At 71.9% G+C, this 14,768-nt stretch carries 15 protein-coding genes; 3 read left to right on the top strand and 12 right to left on the bottom strand.

All coding sequences use genetic code 11. The annotated features are described in order from the left end of the window. Window positions 1–11: 11 nt before the first annotated feature. The 3 genes from nadD to ACFUJY_RS25405 form a co-directional block, all read right to left on the bottom strand. Window positions 12–629 carry a nicotinate-nucleotide adenylyltransferase gene (nadD, locus tag ACFUJY_RS25415; protein ID WP_383303759.1) on the bottom strand — a complete coding sequence of 206 codons (618 nt, stop codon included), beginning with the start codon at window positions 627–629 and terminating at the stop codon, window positions 12–14. A 38-nt stretch (window positions 630–667) separates the two neighbouring features. Then, window positions 668–829, bottom strand: coding sequence for a hypothetical protein (locus ACFUJY_RS25410; RefSeq protein WP_199563822.1), 162 nt, complete (start codon window positions 827–829; stop codon window positions 668–670). An 83-nt stretch (window positions 830–912) separates the two neighbouring features. Continuing rightward, window positions 913–1,065 (bottom strand): hypothetical protein, encoded by a 153-nt coding sequence (locus ACFUJY_RS25405; RefSeq protein ID WP_185992685.1) that lies wholly within the window; start codon window positions 1,063–1,065, stop codon window positions 913–915. Window positions 1,066–1,178: 113 nt separating this feature from the next. On the opposite strand from ACFUJY_RS25405, the gene ACFUJY_RS25400 reads away from it, so the two are divergent. Next, window positions 1,179–2,288: a M48 family metallopeptidase gene (locus ACFUJY_RS25400; protein WP_383303755.1), complete on the top strand. Its 1,110-nt coding sequence runs from the start codon at window positions 1,179–1,181 to the stop codon at window positions 2,286–2,288. Here the strand turns inward: ACFUJY_RS25400 and ACFUJY_RS25395 are convergent. From ACFUJY_RS25395 to proB, 5 genes are all read right to left on the bottom strand, one after another. Then, window positions 2,227–3,342 (bottom strand): hypothetical protein, encoded by a 1,116-nt coding sequence (locus tag ACFUJY_RS25395; protein WP_383303752.1) that lies wholly within the window; start codon window positions 3,340–3,342, stop codon window positions 2,227–2,229. The two genes, ACFUJY_RS25400 and ACFUJY_RS25395, sit on opposite strands and share 62 nt — an antisense overlap. A 178-nt stretch (window positions 3,343–3,520) precedes the next feature. After that, a complete protein-coding gene (locus ACFUJY_RS25390; protein ID WP_383303750.1) occupies window positions 3,521–4,114 on the bottom strand; it encodes a hypothetical protein in 594 nt (197 codons plus the stop codon). Window positions 4,115–4,178: 64 nt separating this feature from the next. Next, complete coding sequence (locus ACFUJY_RS25385) at window positions 4,179–5,462, bottom strand: glutamate-5-semialdehyde dehydrogenase (RefSeq protein ID WP_383303747.1); 1,284 nt, start codon at window positions 5,460–5,462, stop codon at window positions 4,179–4,181. Window positions 5,463–5,544: 82 nt separating this feature from the next. Then, on the bottom strand, window positions 5,545–6,045 hold the full coding sequence (locus tag ACFUJY_RS25380; protein WP_383303745.1) for a hypothetical protein: 501 nt from the start codon (window positions 6,043–6,045) through the stop codon (window positions 5,545–5,547). A 141-nt stretch (window positions 6,046–6,186) separates the two neighbouring features. Continuing rightward, on the bottom strand, window positions 6,187–7,293 hold the full coding sequence (gene proB, locus ACFUJY_RS25375) for a glutamate 5-kinase (protein ID WP_383303742.1): 1,107 nt from the start codon (window positions 7,291–7,293) through the stop codon (window positions 6,187–6,189). 212 nt (window positions 7,294–7,505) lie between these two features. On the opposite strand from proB, the gene rfbC reads away from it, so the two are divergent. Then, complete coding sequence (rfbC, locus tag ACFUJY_RS25370; protein WP_383303739.1) at window positions 7,506–8,159, top strand: dTDP-4-dehydrorhamnose 3,5-epimerase; 654 nt, start codon at window positions 7,506–7,508, stop codon at window positions 8,157–8,159. On the opposite strand, the gene rfbD is transcribed toward rfbC, so the two are convergent. The 4 genes from rfbD to galE form a co-directional block, all read right to left on the bottom strand. Then, the gene (gene rfbD, locus ACFUJY_RS25365; protein WP_383303736.1) at window positions 8,078–9,043 is read right to left on the bottom strand and encodes a dTDP-4-dehydrorhamnose reductase; all 966 of its coding nucleotides are present in this window, start codon (window positions 9,041–9,043) and stop codon (window positions 8,078–8,080) included. The genes rfbC and rfbD overlap by 82 nt on opposite strands. Next, window positions 9,040–10,029 carry a dTDP-glucose 4,6-dehydratase gene (gene rfbB / locus ACFUJY_RS25360; RefSeq protein ID WP_383303733.1) on the bottom strand — a complete coding sequence of 330 codons (990 nt, stop codon included), beginning with the start codon at window positions 10,027–10,029 and terminating at the stop codon, window positions 9,040–9,042. The genes rfbD and rfbB overlap by 4 nt, the downstream gene beginning before the upstream one ends. Continuing rightward, window positions 10,026–11,096 (bottom strand): glucose-1-phosphate thymidylyltransferase, encoded by a 1,071-nt coding sequence (locus ACFUJY_RS25355; RefSeq protein ID WP_383303731.1) that lies wholly within the window; start codon window positions 11,094–11,096, stop codon window positions 10,026–10,028. Before ACFUJY_RS25355 ends, rfbB begins: the two co-directional genes overlap by 4 nt. A gap of 225 nt (window positions 11,097–11,321) precedes the next feature. Continuing rightward, a complete protein-coding gene (galE, locus tag ACFUJY_RS25350) occupies window positions 11,322–12,293 on the bottom strand; it encodes a UDP-glucose 4-epimerase GalE (protein WP_383303729.1) in 972 nt (323 codons plus the stop codon). A gap of 191 nt (window positions 12,294–12,484) precedes the next feature. Between galE and ACFUJY_RS25345 the strand changes: the two genes are divergently transcribed. Next, window positions 12,485–14,707 (top strand): CDP-glycerol glycerophosphotransferase family protein, encoded by a 2,223-nt coding sequence (locus tag ACFUJY_RS25345; RefSeq protein WP_383303726.1) that lies wholly within the window; start codon window positions 12,485–12,487, stop codon window positions 14,705–14,707. Window positions 14,708–14,768: the final 61 nt, after the last annotated feature.

Genomic DNA, 14,768 nt, shown 5'->3' with positions numbered 1-14,768 from the left:
CTCTCCGTGGCTCACTCGCCGCGGTACAGCTGGCGCTTGTCGATGTAGCGGACCACGCCGTCGGGCACGAGGTACCAGACCGGCTCGCCCTGGGCGACCCTCGCGCGGCAGTCCGTCGAGGAGATCGCGAGCGCGGGTACCTCCACCAGGGAGACGCCCCCCTTCGGCAGCCCGTCGTCCGTGAGCACATGGCCCGGCCGGGTCACACCGATGAAGTGGGAGAGCGAGAACAGTTCGTCGGCGTTGCGCCAGGTGAGAATCTGGGCGAGCGCGTCGGCACCGGTGATGAAGAAGAGGTCCGCGTCGACGTGGACCTCGTGCAGGTCCCGCAGCGTGTCGATCGTGTACGTGGGGCCCTTGCGGTCGATGTCGCTCCGGCTGACCGAGAACTGCGGGTTGGACGCCGTCGCGATGACCGTCATCAGATAACGGTCCTCCGCCGGGGACACGTGCTTGTGGCTCTTCTGCCACGGCTCCCCGGTCGGTACGAAGATCACCTCGTCGAGGTGGAACTGGGCGGCCACTTCACTGGCCGCCACCAGGTGTCCATGATGGATCGGGTCAAACGTCCCGCCCATCACGCCGAGTCGGCGCTTTCCGCGGCCGGTAGGCACTTCCTGCTCTCCCATGCGTGCAGAGCCTACTGGCACAGCTGTACGCCTCGGTCTCAGCGGTCGCGGTTGAAGCGGGTGGTGATCCACAGGAGGAGGAGAAGCACGACAAGGGCGCCGCCACCGGTGACGGCGGGGATGAGGCTGTCGTGATTGCCGCCGTGCTCGCCCTCGGCGGCGACGGTGACCAGCTGGTGTGCGGTGCTCGTGAGGCTCATCTTCGGCAGGACCTATCGATCGGGAGTCGGGGGAAGACGTCGCGGACATCGTATGCGGGGGTCACGGGCACGCTCACGCCGACTCAGTCGTTGTTGTCGTCGTTGCGGTATCCGCGGAGCAGGAACCAGGCCAGCAGTGCGGCTCCCAGCAAGGAGGCGACCAGCACGATGCGGATCGTGTTGCCCGGGCCCTGGTCCCCGGATGCGGCGGCGAACAGAGCAACGGTGTGCGGCATGTCGGGCGTCTCCTCAGTTATCCACAGCCCCCCGCACACCGTAGCCCCAGCACCTAGGCTGGGCGGCGTCAGGGGGCGAGCGACGTCTCGCACGAACACAGGGGGCCCATGTCATGACCAGCAGCCACGAGAGCCAGGACCGCGTACCGAGCAGGCAGCGCAAGCGTTTCCCGGGGATCTCCTCCCGGGCCTACGAGCACCCGGCGGACCGCTCCGCGCTGGTCGCGCTGCGCAAGCTGAGCGGCTTCGACACCGTCTTCAAGGCGCTGAGCGGACTGCTGCCCGAGCGCAGCCTGCGCCTCCTCTTCCTGTCGGACTCCGTCCGGGTGAGCGACGCCCAGTTCACCCACCTCAACGACATGCTCCGCGACGCCTGTTACATCCTGGACCTGGAGAAGGTCCCGCCGATGTACGTCAACCAGGACCCCAAGCCCAACGCCATGTGCATCGGGCTCGACGAGCCGATCATCGTGGTGACCACGGGCCTGGTCGAGCTGCTGGACGAGGAGGAGATGCGGGCGGTCATCGGCCACGAGGTCGGACACGCCCTGTCGGGTCACGCGGTGTACCGCACGATCCTCCTCTTCCTCACCAGCCTGGCGCTCAAGGTCGCCTGGATTCCGCTGGGCAACGTCGCGATCATGGCGATCGTGACGGCGCTGCGCGAGTGGTTCCGCAAGTCGGAGCTGTCGGCGGACCGGGCCGGGCTGCTGGTCGGCCAGGACATACAGGCGTCGATGCGCGGCCTGATGAAGATCGCCGGTGGCAACCACCTCCACGAGATGAACGTGGACGCGTTCCTCGCCCAGGCCGACGAGTACGAGAAGTCCGGCGACCTGCGCGACTCGGTGCTCAAGATCCTCAACGTGCTGCCCCGCTCGCACCCGTTCACCACGGTCCGCGCCGCCGAACTGAAGAAGTGGTCGGAGACCCGCGAATACCAGCGGATCATGGACGGCCACTACCCGCGCCGGGACGAGGACAAGGACACCTCGGTGACGGACTCGTTCAAGGAGTCCGCCTCGCATTACGCCGATTCGGTGCGCAACAGCAAGGACCCGCTGATGAAGCTCGTCGGTGACATAGCGGGCGGCGCCGGGGACCTGGGCGGCAAGCTGCGCGACAAGTTCACCGGCGGGGGCGGCGCCAAGGGCGGTTCCGCTAAGCCGTCGGGGACGGAGGGCCCTGAGGGCTCGCAGGGGCCTTCGGCGGAAGGGAGCTGACCTCCAGCGTCCCGCACAGCGCGGCGACGGGCCGGCCCGTGGCGTACGGGTCGGTGCCCGCGGGTCCGCGCGAGACCGCCCGCTGGCCGGCGAGCAGCGGCCGCAGGGCTCCGGAGGCGTCGGCCGGGCAGGACTGCGGGCCCGCTTGGAGGTAGCTGGTCCGCACCTCCAGCCGATGCAGCCTCAGGTCCTCCCGGTCGAAGCGGAAGCGCATCTCCCGCCGCACCGTGAAGAGGGAGGCGCCGCCCTTCGGCTGGGGGCCCGACACGGCGGGCCGCAGGGCGTACGTGAAGGTGTGGTCCGACACGACCTCCAGGGTGTCGGAGCCCGTCTGGAGGTAGCGCAGGGTGCCCCGGACCCGGACCTCGGGGTCCGGGGTGACCTCGGCCGGGTCGAAGCGGACGAGCCAGCCGGTCGCGGCGTGCTGCCCGTCGTCGTAGGGCTCGTCGACGCTGTGGTCGAACTGCTCCATCTGGTCCGGGTCGAGCAGCGCCTCCACGGGGCGCACGGCGTTCCCGCTGAGGACGTCGGGGTCGAGCGAGGAGGCGGCCAGGTAGTCCTTGACGGTGGCCAGGGCGGCGCTCACCTCGCTCTCCGAGAAGTCGGCGGTGTGCCGGGCCGGCGGCGGGTTGATGCCGTCCCTGCCCTTCGCGTGCTGGGCTGCGGGGCTGTTCGCGAACAGGGCGGCGGGGGTGCCCGCGGGGACGGCGCCGCGCGGGGCGAGCGGGACGAGGGTCATCCGCAGCGGTTCGGGCTTGCGGGCGGCGGCCGGAGTCTCGTAGGGGTGGCTCAGGCCCATGAAGACGGCCGTGCCGAAGGCCAGGGCGATGAGGACCATCAGGGCGAGGGCGATCCGGGAGCCGCTGCGATAGGCCCGTCCGGGGAGACTGCGGACGGCGCGGGCGTGCTGCCCCATGCGCTCCTGGGCGGAGAATTCCTGCAGCCGGGCGGCCCGCACGAAGGACTCGTCGAAGACGAGTGAGCCGTACTCGTCGTCCGGGCCGTGCGCGCGGTGCTCCGCCGGGCCGTCGGGTGGATCTCCGCGGTGTGCCATGACTTCTCCCGACTCCGTGAGAAGTCCCCTCTTCGGGCGGAGGAGGGGTCATACCTTCAGGGTGGGTCGAACACGACGACGGTAAACGCGGTGACGCCCGGCAACCACCGGGGAGTTCCACCGGACCGCCGGACGGAGGACGGGGCGGGCCGGAGCACCCCGGCGGGGGCCGCCCGGGTCAGGGGGTGCGCGGGACGGCGGAGACCATCGGGCGGGCGTGGTCGTCCGCGTCCGAGGGGGCGGAGCCGGGACCGGGGCCGGGCGCGCTGTCCACACCGGTGGAGGCCGGCGGCGGGACCTGGTCCTGCCGGTCCCCCGAGCTGTTGCGGTAGACCGCGCTGAAGGCCAGGGCGACCATGCCGACGCCCATCAGGACGGCCAGCAGCCAGGCGACCGGGCGGTGCCAGCGGGCCGCTCCCCGGTACGGGCGCAGGGCGCCGCCGTGGCGTCCGTAGGGGCCCTGCTCGGTGTAGTCGTCCGCGTCGAACGGGTCGTAGCCGTCCGGGCCGCCGTAGCCGCCCGGGCCGTAGCCCGCGTCGTACAGCTCGTCGTCGAGGGGTCCGCCGCGGGCGCCGGAGCGCCGGGCGTCGGCCTCCGCGCGCGCCTCGGCCGCCGCCAGCAGGCGCTCGACGGCGGTCGGTTCGTGGAACTCGGCGGCCCGTACGAAGTCCTCGTCGAACACCACGGAGGCGAAGTCCTCGTCCGCGCCCCCGCGGTCGTCGTCGGGCTCCCAGCCGTTCGGGTACGGCCTGCCCCCCGCGTCGTCCGCCACGGTTTCAGACTAGCCCCGGCGGGCCGCTTTGGGCAGGGAGACGGCGCATTCGCCTGTCACCGGGTCACCTCACGTGGCCGTCGCCGGTGACGATGTACTTGGTCGACGTCAGTTCGGGCAGGCCCATGGGGCCCCTGGCGTGCAGCTTCTGGGTGGAGATGCCGATCTCGGCGCCGAAACCGAACTGGCCTCCGTCGGTGAACCGGGTCGAGGCGTTGACGGCCACCGTGGTGGAGTCCACCAGCTGGGTGAAGCGGCGGGCGGCGGCCTGCGAGGTGGTCACGATGGCCTCGGTGTGGCCGGAGGACCAGAGCCGGATGTGCGCCACGGCCGCGTCCAGCGACTCCACGACGGCCGCCGCGATGTCGTACGAGAGGTACTCGGTCTCCCAGTCCTCCGGGGTCGCCGCCACCACCGTCGCCTTGGAGCCCTCGGCGTAACCCAGCACCCGTTCGTCGCCGTGCACGGTCACGCCGGCCTCGGCGAGGGCGTCCAGCGCGCGCGGCAGGAAGGCGTCGGCGACGTCCTTGTGGACGAGCAGGGTCTCCGCCGCGTTGCAGACGCTGGGCCGCTGGGCCTTGGAGTTGACCAGGATCTCCACGGCCATGTCCAGGTCGGTCTGCGCGTCGACGTACACATGGCAGTTGCCGGTGCCGGTCTCGATGACGGGGACGGTGGACTCCTCGACCACGGTGCGGATCAGCGAGGCGCCGCCACGCGGGATGAGCACGTCCACCAGGCCCCGGGCGCGCATCAGCTCGCGCACCGAGTCACGGCTCTCGCCCGGGACCAGCTGCACCGCGTCGGCCGGCAGTCCGGAGCCGCCCACGGCGTCGCGCAGCACCCGCACCAGGGCGGTGTTCGACGCGAAGGCGGAGGACGAGCCGCGCAGCAGGACGGCGTTCCCCGACTTCAGGCACAGGGCCGCCGCGTCCACGGTCACGTTGGGCCGGGCCTCGTAGATGATCCCGACGACACCGAGCGGCACCCGGACCTGGCGCAGGTCGATGCCGTTGGGCAGGGTCGAGCCGCGCACCACCTCGCCGACCGGGTCGGGCAGGGCGGCGACGTGCCGTACGTCGGCGGCGATGGCGCGGATGCGCTCCGGGGTGAGGGTCAGCCGGTCCACGACGGATTCGCTGGTGCCCGCCTCACGGGCGCGCGCCACGTCCTCGGCGTTGGCCGCGAGGATGTCGCTCGTCCGTACTTCCAGCGCGTCGGCGATCGCCAGGAGGGCGTCGTCCTTCGCCGCGCGCGGAAGTGGCGCGATGTCGGCGGCGGCGGAGCGGGCCCGGTAGGCGGCCTGGGCCACGGGAGACATGTTGTCGTACGGCGAGAGCGTGGTCATGCCCGCAGAGTAGTGCGCACCCTGCGGGCATTCCGCACGCATCCCGTGATGCGAGACGGCCGTTTCACCGGCGGGGGCCGGGTCAGTACGGGTGGACGCCGACCGGGGCGGCCGGAGGCGGCCCGTATCCCTCGGCGACGCGCTGGTGGTAGGTCTCGCGGTCGATGACTTCGAGGCCGACGATCGCCCAGGGCGGCAGGCCGGCGGTGGAGCGGTGCTCGCCCCACAGCCGCAGGGCCACCGCCGCCGCGTCGTGCAGGTCGCGGGCCTCCTCCCAGTAGCGGATCTCCGCGTGGTCGTTGGCGTAACGGCTGGTCAGCAGGAAGGGGTGGTCGTGCGCGAGCTGTTCGAGCCCGCGCCTGACCTCCTTCAGCGGGAACTCGGTCCCGGAGACGCAGAGGGTGACGTGCCACAGCTTCGACGGGGTGTGCTCCCGGCCGGCCGGTCCCGGCTCCGGCCGGGCGGGGCGCTCGTCCCTCCGGTCCGCGGGACCGCTCCCGTCGAAGCCGGCCCCCGCTCCCACACTGGTCAGGGTGCGGCCACCCGTTCCTCGGGGCGGCGCCCCCGGGCGCGCTCGTCTCACCGGCGGCCTCCTGTGATGTGTTGCTTTTGCTGTACCCCGCAGTTTCCCTGCTACAAAGTGGACCAGTCCGCGGCCCGGTGTGGGGCGGTTTTCGTGAAGGTCTCGGTCCTGAGGCTGGACTTTCAGCCGTTTCGGGGGGCGTCAGCCGTCCAGGAGGACGAGATCGTCCCTGTGTACGACCTCGCGTTCGTAGGCGGGTCCGAGATCCCGGGCGAGGTCCCGGGTGGAGCGGCCGAGGAGTTGCGGCATCTCCTTGGCGTCGAAGTTGACGAGCCCGCGCGCCACGGGCCGCCCCCGCAGGTCGCGCAGCTCCACCGGGTCGCCCGCGGCGAACTCGCCCTCGACCGCCGCGATCCCGGCCGGCAGCAGTGAGCTGTGGCGCTCCACGACCGCCTGCACCGCCCCGTCGTCCAGGGTCAGCGAGCCGCGCGGGGTGGAGGCGTGGGCGAGCCAGAGGAGGCGGTCGGCGGAGCGGCGGCCGGTGCGGTGGAAGTAGGTGCCGGTGTCACGGCCGGCCAGCGCGTCGGCGGCGTGGCTCGCGGAGGTGAGGACGACGGGGATGCCGGCGGCGGTGGCGATCCGGGCGGCCTCGACCTTGGTGACCATGCCGCCGGTGCCGACGCCCGCCTTGCCCGCGCTGCCGATGCTGACCCCGGCCAGGTCGGCGGGACCGGTGACCTCGGCGATGCGGGTGGTGCCGGGGATGCTCGGGTCGCCGTCGTAGAGGCCGTCCACGTCGGAGAGGAGGACCAGCAGGTCGGCGCGGACCAGGTGGGCGACGAGGGCGGCGAGCCGGTCGTTGTCGCCGAACCGGATCTCGTCCGTGGCGACGGTGTCGTTCTCGTTGACGACGGGCAGCGCGCCCATGTCGAGGAGCTGGTCCAGGGTGCGGTAGGCGTTGCGGTAGTGGGCGCGGCGGCTGGTGTCGTTGCTGGTGAGCAGGACCTGGCCGACGCGGATGCCGTAGCGGGCGAAGGAGGCGGTGTAGCGGGCGACGAGCAGCCCCTGGCCGACGCTGGCGGCGGCCTGCTGGCGGGCCAGGTCCTTGGGCCTGCGGTGCAGTCCGAGCGGGGCGAGTCCGGCCGCGATGGCACCGGAGGAGACGAGGACGACCTCGCGTTCGCCGCCGTCGCGGACCTTGGCCAGTACGTCGACCAGGGCGTCGACGCGGTCGGCGTCCAGGCCGCCGGCGGCGGTGGTGAGGGAGGAGGAACCGACCTTGACCACGATCCTGCGGGCTTCCGTCACGCCCTGCCTTGCCCCTGACACCCGGTCCCCCGCATTCGCTCGCTGGACCCCGCAATCTACGCGAGAGCGGAATCCGGCGCCTTCGCGTTCCGCACCGTGGAAACCTTTTCGTCGCCTTATGTCCCGTTCCGTGTCTGTTCGGTCCCCGGACTCGTTGAGCAGGGACACCGGGGCCGCAGAGGCCCCGCGGACTGCGAACAGGATGTGATCGCATGCGTCGGCTCTCCGTTCCCGGGGCCTGGGTGCACGAGCCCACGGTCTTCCCGGACGGCCGCGGCAGCTTCCACGAGTGGTTCAGGGCCGCGGACCTGGGCGCGGCGGCCGGGCACACGCTGGGGCTGGCGCAGGCCAACTTCTCCAGCTCACGCCGGGGCACGCTGCGCGGCATCCACTTCGCGGACGTGCCGCCGGGCCAGGCTAAGTACGTGAAGTGCGTGCGGGGCGCGGTGCTGGACGTGATCGTGGACCTCCGCACCGGCTCGCCCGCCTACCGGCGGTGGGAGGCGGTCCGGCTGGACGACACCGACCACCGGGCGGTCTACCTCGCGGAGGGGCTCGGGCACGGGTTCATGGCGCTGACCGACGACGCGTGCGTGCTGTACCTCTGCTCCGAGGGGTACGCGCCGGAGCGGGAGCACGGCGTCGACCCGCTCGACCCGGACCTGGGCATCGAGTGGCCCGCGGACATCGCGCCGCTGCTCTCGCCGAAGGACGCCTCGGCCCCGACGCTCGCCGAGGCCGAGGAGCGCGGGCTGCTGCCCTCGTACGCGGCGTGCGAGGCGTACTACGCGCGGCTGCGCGCGGAGGGTCCGGCGGTGCCGGGGGTCCGGGCCGGTGAGCCGTCGTTCAGCCCGGCCGGGCGCTGACCGGGGCGTTCGGCGGCGAGGAGCGCGGGGAAGGCCGCGTGCAGCGCCGCGCGCCAGTCGCGGACCGGGTCGATGCCGGCGGCCCGGAAGCGGTCGTGCGCGAGGACGCTGTACGCGGGCCGGAGCGCGGGCCTGGCGAAGGCGGCGCTGCCGACCGGGCGGACCCGGTCCGGGTCGGCGCCCAGCAGCCGGAAGACCTCGCGGGCCAGCCCGTACCAGGTCGTCGCGCCCCCGCTGGTGCCGTGGTAGACGCCGGCCGGAGCGGTGCCGTCGAGCGCGGCGCGGCCCAGCAGGACCAGCCGGGAGGCGAGATCGACGGTCCAGGTGGGCTGTCCGCGCTGGTCGTCCACCACGTCGAGGGTGTCCTTGACGGACTCCAGCCTGATCATCGTACGGACGAAGTTGGCGCCGCCCGCGCCGTAGAGCCAGGCCGTCCGCACCACGTGGCCCGTGTCCGGCAGGGTCTCCAGGACCGCGCGCTCCCCGGCCAGTTTGGTGCGGCCGTACGCGCTGCGGGGGGCGGTCGGGGCGTCCTCCGGGTACGGCCGGTCCGCGTCGCCCGCGAACACGTAGTCGGTGGAGACGTGCAGCAGGACGCTGCCGTGGGCGCGGCAGGCGTCGGCGAGGACGGCGGGTCCGGTGCCGTTGACGCGCAGCGCCTCGGCCTCCCGGCTCTCCGCGTCGTCCACGGCGGTCCAGGCGGCGCAGTTCACGACGACGGCGGGCCGGTGGGTGTCGAACACGGCGCGGACCTGCGCCGGGTCGGCGATGTCGAGGGCCGCGCGGTCCGCCGCGACGACGGTGCCGCCCTCACGGGTCAGCGTGGCCGTCAGGTCCCGGCCGAGCATGCCCCCGGCCCCGGTGACCAGCCAGCGGGGCCTCACAGGGCGGCCCTCTCCTTGAGCGGTTCCCACCAGGAGCGGTTCTCGCGGTACCAGCGGACGGTCTCGGCGAGGCCGGCCGCGAAGTCCTTGCGCGGCGCGTAACCCAACTCCTCGCGGATCTTGGTGCAGTCGACGGAGTACCGCCGGTCGTGGCCCTTGCGGTCCTCGACGTGGATCACATCGGTGTCCCAGTCGGCGTCGCACGCCGCCAGGAGCAGCCGGGTGAGCTCCTTGTTGGAGAGTTCGGTGCCGCCGCCGATGTTGTAGACCTCGCCGGGACGGCCCTTGGTGCGGACGAGTTCGATGCCCTGGACGTGGTCGTCGATGTGCAGCCAGTCGCGGACATGGGCGCCGTCGCCGTAGAGCGGGACGGGCCGGCCCTCCAGGAGGTTGGTGACGAAGAGCGGGACGACCTTCTCGGGGAAGTGGTGGTGCCCGTAGTTGTTGGAGCAGCGGGTGACGCGCACGTCGAGGCCGTGGGTGCGGTGGTACGCCAGGGCGATGAGGTCGCTCGACGCCTTGGACGCGGAGTACGGGGAGTTGGGCGCGAGGGGTTCGTCCTCGGTCCAGGAGCCCTCGTCGATGGAGCCGTAGACCTCGTCGGTGGAGACGTGGACGAAGGTGCGGACGCCCGCCTCGTGTGCGGCGTGCACCAGGGTGTGGGTGCCCACCACGTTCGTACGGACGAAGGCGGCGCCGCCGTCGATGGAGCGGTCCACGTGGGACTCGGCGGCGAAGTGCACCACCTGGTCGTGCCCGGCCATGAGCCGCCCCACCAGCTCCGCGTCGCAGATGTCGCCGTGCACGAAGGCGAAGCCCGGACGGCCCCGGACCTCGTCCAGGTTGGCCGGGTTGCCCGCGTAGGTGAGGGCGTCGAGCACGGTGACGGAGACGTCGCCGGGGCCGTCCGGGCCGAGCAGCGTCCGGACGTAGTGGGAGCCGATGAAGCCGGCGCCTCCGGTGACGAGGATGCGCGTACCGGTCATGAGGAGATCTGCACCTTGCTGTGGTCGCCGAGGACGAGTCGGTGGGCGGACGGGCTGCGGGGCGCGGGCGTCACCTCGACGTCGTGGCCGATCAGCGACGCCTCCACGCGCCGCACCCCGTCGATGGAGGCGCCCCCGAGGACGATGGAGTACTCGATCTCGCTGTCCTCGATGCGGCAGTTCTGGGCGACCGAGGTGAACGGGCCGACGTAGGCGTCGCTGATCACCGACCCGGTCCCGATGACGGCGGGGCCGACGATCCGGCTGCGGGTGACCCGGGCGCCCGGTTCGATCAGCACCCGGCCGATGATCTCGCTCTCGCCGTCGACGTACGCGCCGTCGGTGCACGGCTCGATGCCCTCCAGCACGGTCCGGTTGACCTCCAGCATGTCGGTGACGTTGCCGGTGTCCTTCCAGTAGCCGCGGATGATGGTGGAGCGCACATCGCGTTCCCGGTCGATGAGCCACTGGATGGCGTGGGTGATCTCCAGCTCGCCGCGCCAGGAGGGACGGATCGAGCGGACGGCCTCGTGGACGGCCGGGGTGAAGAGGTAGACGCCGACGAGCGCGAGGTCGCTCTTGGGGTGCTCCGGCTTCTCCTCCAGGGCCACCACCCTGCCGTCCCCGTCCAGCTCCGCGACGCCGAACGAGGTCGGGTCGGGCACCCGGGTCAGCAGGATCTGCGCGTCGGGCCGGTCCGCGCGGAACTCCTCGACCAGGTCCGCGATCCCCCCGACGATGAAGTTGTCCCCCAGGTACATCACGAAGTCGTCGTCCCCCAGGAAGCGCTGGGCGACCAGGACCGCGTGGGCGAGGCCGAGGGGTTCGGCCTGCCGGATGTAGGTGACGTCGATGCCGAAGCGCGAACCGTCGCCGACCGCCGCGCGGATCTCCTCCTCGGTGTCGCCCACGATGATGCCGACCTCGGTGATGCCGGCCTCCGCGATGGCCTCCAGGCCGTAGAACAGCACCGGCTTGTTCGCCACCGGCACCAGCTGTTTCGCCGAGGTATGGGTGATGGGGCGCAGCCGGGTGCCGGCCCCACCGGAGAGTACGAGAGCCTTCACAGTTCCTGCCCCCACGATGAGATGTGACGGCGGCCGCAGGGCCGCTACCTAGGGGACCTTACTGAGATTCTGCCGCACTTCAGTGAACAAAACGGCTCTTGCCCGCCCATTGCCGCCCCATCCGGAGGAAAAGCGACGACATCCCGCGACCCGGACCGCCCCGCGGTACGCGAAGGGCCCGGCGCCGCCCCGTGGAGCGGCGCCGGGCCCTTCGTGCGGCCGTGCTTACGGGTGGCGCAGGCGCCAGCCCTGCCAGGCGGACTCGATCATCTCGTCCACGCCGTACCGCGCCGACCAGCCCAGCTCCTGGCTGATGCGCTCGGCGGAGGCGACCACGCGGGCCGGGTCGCCGGGGCGGCGGGCCGAGACCTCGGCGGTGGCGTCCTCGTTGCCCGTGACCTTGAGGATGCGGTCGACCATCTCGCGCACCGAGCTGCCCTCGCCGCGGCCGATGTTCAGCGTGAGGTCCGTGCCGGGCTCGGCATCCTCCAGCCGGCGGGCGGCGGCGAGGTGGGCGGAGGCGATGTCCTCGACGTGGATGTAGTCGCGGATGCAGGTGCCGTCGGGCGTGTCGTAGTCGTCACCGAAGATGCGCGGGGCCTCGCCGGCCTCCAGGCGCTCGAAGACCATCGGGACGAGGTTGAAGACGCCCTCGTCGGCCAGCTCCGGCGAGGCGGCGCCCGCCACGTTGAAGTAGCGCATCGAGGCGGCGCGCAGCCCGTGTGCCCTGGCGGCGGCGTGGATCAGCCACTCGCCGACCAGCTTGGTCTCGCCGTACGGGCTCATCGGCGCGCACGGCGTCGTCTCGGTGACGAGGTCGACGTCGGGCATGCCGTAGACCGCGGCCGACGAGGAGAACACCAGCCGGTCGACGCCCGCGTCGGCCATGCTCTCCAGCAGGACCTCCAGGCCGGTGACGTTCTCCTTGTAGTAGTACAGGGGCCGCTCGACGGATTCGCCGACCTGCTTCTTGCCCGCGACGTGCACCACACCGGTCACGCCGTGCTCGCGGATCGCCGCGTCCAGGGCCTCGCGGTCGAGGACCGTGCCGGTCACCAGCGGAACGCCGGCGGGCACCTTGTCGGCGCTTCCGGTCGACAGGTCGTCGAACACGACCACCCGCTGACCACCGGCGACCATCGCGCGCACCACGTGCGCACCGATGAATCCCGCCCCACCCGTAACCATCCAGGTCATGTTCGTGCGTCTCCTGTCAGCTGCTGCGCCCCGTCGGCGTTCCACCCTACGCGGAAGGCCCCCGGCACCCTCCGGAGGCGGTTGGGGCGATCAATTACGCTGTCCGGGTGCCGGACGCCGACCACTGTCGCACGGTCCGACCGCGCCCCCTCGTAAAGCCCTTGCGGACAGCCCTCTGGAACTGGTGGACGATGCCTCGACTGACACTCATCGTGCCTGCGTACAACGTGCAGGGGTACATCGGAGAGTGTCTGGACTCCGTGCTCGGGCAGGACTTCGCCGACTTCGAGGTCATCGGCGTCGACGACTGCTCCCCGGACGGTTCCGGCGCGATCCTCGACACCTACGCGGCCCGCGACGAGCGGCTGCGTGTGCTGCACCTCACGGAGAACGTCGGCCTGGGCCGGGCGCGCAACGCGGGTCTCGAAGAGGCCACCGGTGACTACGTCCTCTTCCTGGACAGCGACGACACCCTGGCACCGGGCTCGCTGTCGGCCATAGCGGCCCGGCTCGACGCGACCGGCGACCCGGACATCCTGGTCTACGACTACACCCGGACCTACTGGGACGGGCGGCTGCTGCGCAACAAGCGCTCCGACCTGATGACCGAGGACGGCCCGGCCGTCTTCTCGCTCGCCGAACGCCCGCAGCTCCTGGACCTGCTCCAGATCGTGTGGAACAAGGCGTACCGCCGCGACTTCGTCACCCGGCACGGGTTCCAGTTCCCGCCCGGCTATTACGAGGACGCCCCATGGACGTACAGCTCGCTCATCGCGGCGGAGCGCATCGCGGTGCTCGACCGCTCCTGCGTGATGTACCGGCAGCGGCGTGAGGGCGGCAACATCCTGCGCACGGTCAGCCGGAAGCACTTCGACGTCTTCGACCAGTACGACCGGGTGTTCGCGTTCCTGGACGAGCGGCCGGACCTGGCCTCCTGGCGGCCGGCGCTGTTCCGGAAGATGGTCGACCACTTCCTGACCGTGCTGGAGAAGCCGGGCCGGCTGCCGCGCAACGCGCGGGCCGAGTTCTTCCACCGGGCCGCGAAGGACTACCGCGCACGGCTGCCGGAGGGCTTCGAGCGGCCGGCCGGCGGGCGCGGTTACAAGTACGCGCTGCTCGGCCTCGACTCGTACTCCGCGTTCTTCGGCCTGACCCGCGCCAACAACGTCCGCCACCGCGCGCGTCTGGGCGGGCAGGCCCGTATCGGCCGGGCCAAGCGGGCGGCCCTCGGCGTGTTCTACCGGTCGCAGCTGCGGCTGCCGGTGGACGAGAACCTGGCCGTCTTCTCCGCGTACTGGGGCCGGGGCCACTCCTGCAACCCGGCGGCCATCGAGGCCGAGCTGGGCCGGCTGGCGCCGCAGGTGCGCCGGGTCTGGGCGGTGCGTGCCGAGCACCGCGACCGGGTGCCCGAGGGCGTCGAGAAGGTCATCGTCGGCTCACGCGAGTACTGGGCGGTCATGGCCCGCGCCAAGTACCTGACGAACAACGTCAACTTCGGCGACACCATCGTCAAGCGCGAGGGGCAGATCCACCTCCAGACCCACCACGGCACCCCGCTGAAGACGATGGGTCTCGACCAGGCGCAGTACCCGGCGTCCACCAACATGGACATGGAGAAGCTGCTCCGCCGGTGCGACCGCTGGGACTTCAGCCTGTCGTCCAACCGGTTCTCGACCACCGTCTGGGAGCGGGTCTACCCCTGCCGGTACAAGACGCTGGAGACCGGCTACCCGCGCAACGACGTGCTGGTCAACGCCACCGCGGCGGACGTCGTGGCGGCCCGGCGGGAGCTGGGCCTCGCGGACGGCACGACCGCCTTCCTGTACATGCCGACCCACCGCGAGTACGAGAAGTCGTTCACGCCCCGGCTCGACCTGGCGAAGCTGGCCGAGGACCTGGGCCCGGACGTCACCCTGCTGGTGCGCGGGCACTACTTCTACAAGCCCGCCGGCCGGACGGCCGAGCTCCAGGCCGGCGGCCGGATCATCGACGTCTCCGCCCACGGCGACGTCGAACAGCTCTACCTCGCGGCCGACGCCCTGATCACCGACTACTCCTCGGCGATGTTCGACTACGCCAACCTGGACCGGCCCATCGTCATCCACGCGGACGACTGGGACACCTACCGGGTGGTGCGGGGCACCTACTTCGACCTGATGGCCGAGCCCCCGGGCGCCGTCGCGACGACCCAGGAGCGGCTGACCGAGATCCTGGGCTCGAAGGAGTGGTGCGACGAGAAGGCGGCGGCGCTGCGCACGGCGTTCCGGGAGCGGTACTGCGACTACGACGACGGGCGGGCCGCCGAGCGCGTGGTGCGCAAGGTGTTCCTGGGCGAGGAGACCCTGCTGCCGGTGATCCCGCTCGCCGAGCGGACTCCGGCCCCCTCCCCCGCCGAGGCCCTGTCCCAGGTCTGAGCGCCCCGTAACGAAACGACCGCGGGCCCGGTCCCTTCCGTCATCCGGAAGGGACCGGGCC

This window comes from Streptomyces sp. NPDC057249 (assembly GCF_042669245.1).
Taxonomy (GTDB): domain Bacteria; phylum Actinomycetota; class Actinomycetes; order Streptomycetales; family Streptomycetaceae; genus Streptomyces.
Note: the sequence above shows the minus strand (reverse complement) of the source record. Positions and strands in the feature narration are given on the sequence as shown.

Coding starts and splice junctions, on each gene's coding strand:
- nadD (WP_383303759.1), bottom strand. CDS start 629: ATGGGAGAGCAGGAAGTGCCTACCGGCCGCGGAAAGCGCCGACTCGGC.
- ACFUJY_RS25410 (WP_199563822.1), bottom strand. CDS start 829: ATGAGCCTCACGAGCACCGCACACCAGCTGGTCACCGTCGCCGCCGAG.
- ACFUJY_RS25405 (WP_185992685.1), bottom strand. CDS start 1,065: ATGCCGCACACCGTTGCTCTGTTCGCCGCCGCATCCGGGGACCAGGGC.
- ACFUJY_RS25400 (WP_383303755.1), top strand. CDS start 1,179: ATGACCAGCAGCCACGAGAGCCAGGACCGCGTACCGAGCAGGCAGCGC.
- ACFUJY_RS25395 (WP_383303752.1), bottom strand. CDS start 3,342: ATGGCACACCGCGGAGATCCACCCGACGGCCCGGCGGAGCACCGCGCG.
- ACFUJY_RS25385 (WP_383303747.1), bottom strand. CDS start 5,462: ATGACCACGCTCTCGCCGTACGACAACATGTCTCCCGTGGCCCAGGCC.
- rfbC (WP_383303739.1), top strand. CDS start 7,506: ATGCGTCGGCTCTCCGTTCCCGGGGCCTGGGTGCACGAGCCCACGGTC.
- rfbB (WP_383303733.1), bottom strand. CDS start 10,029: ATGACCGGTACGCGCATCCTCGTCACCGGAGGCGCCGGCTTCATCGGC.
- galE (WP_383303729.1), bottom strand. CDS start 12,293: ATGACCTGGATGGTTACGGGTGGGGCGGGATTCATCGGTGCGCACGTG.
- ACFUJY_RS25345 (WP_383303726.1), top strand. CDS start 12,485: ATGCCTCGACTGACACTCATCGTGCCTGCGTACAACGTGCAGGGGTAC.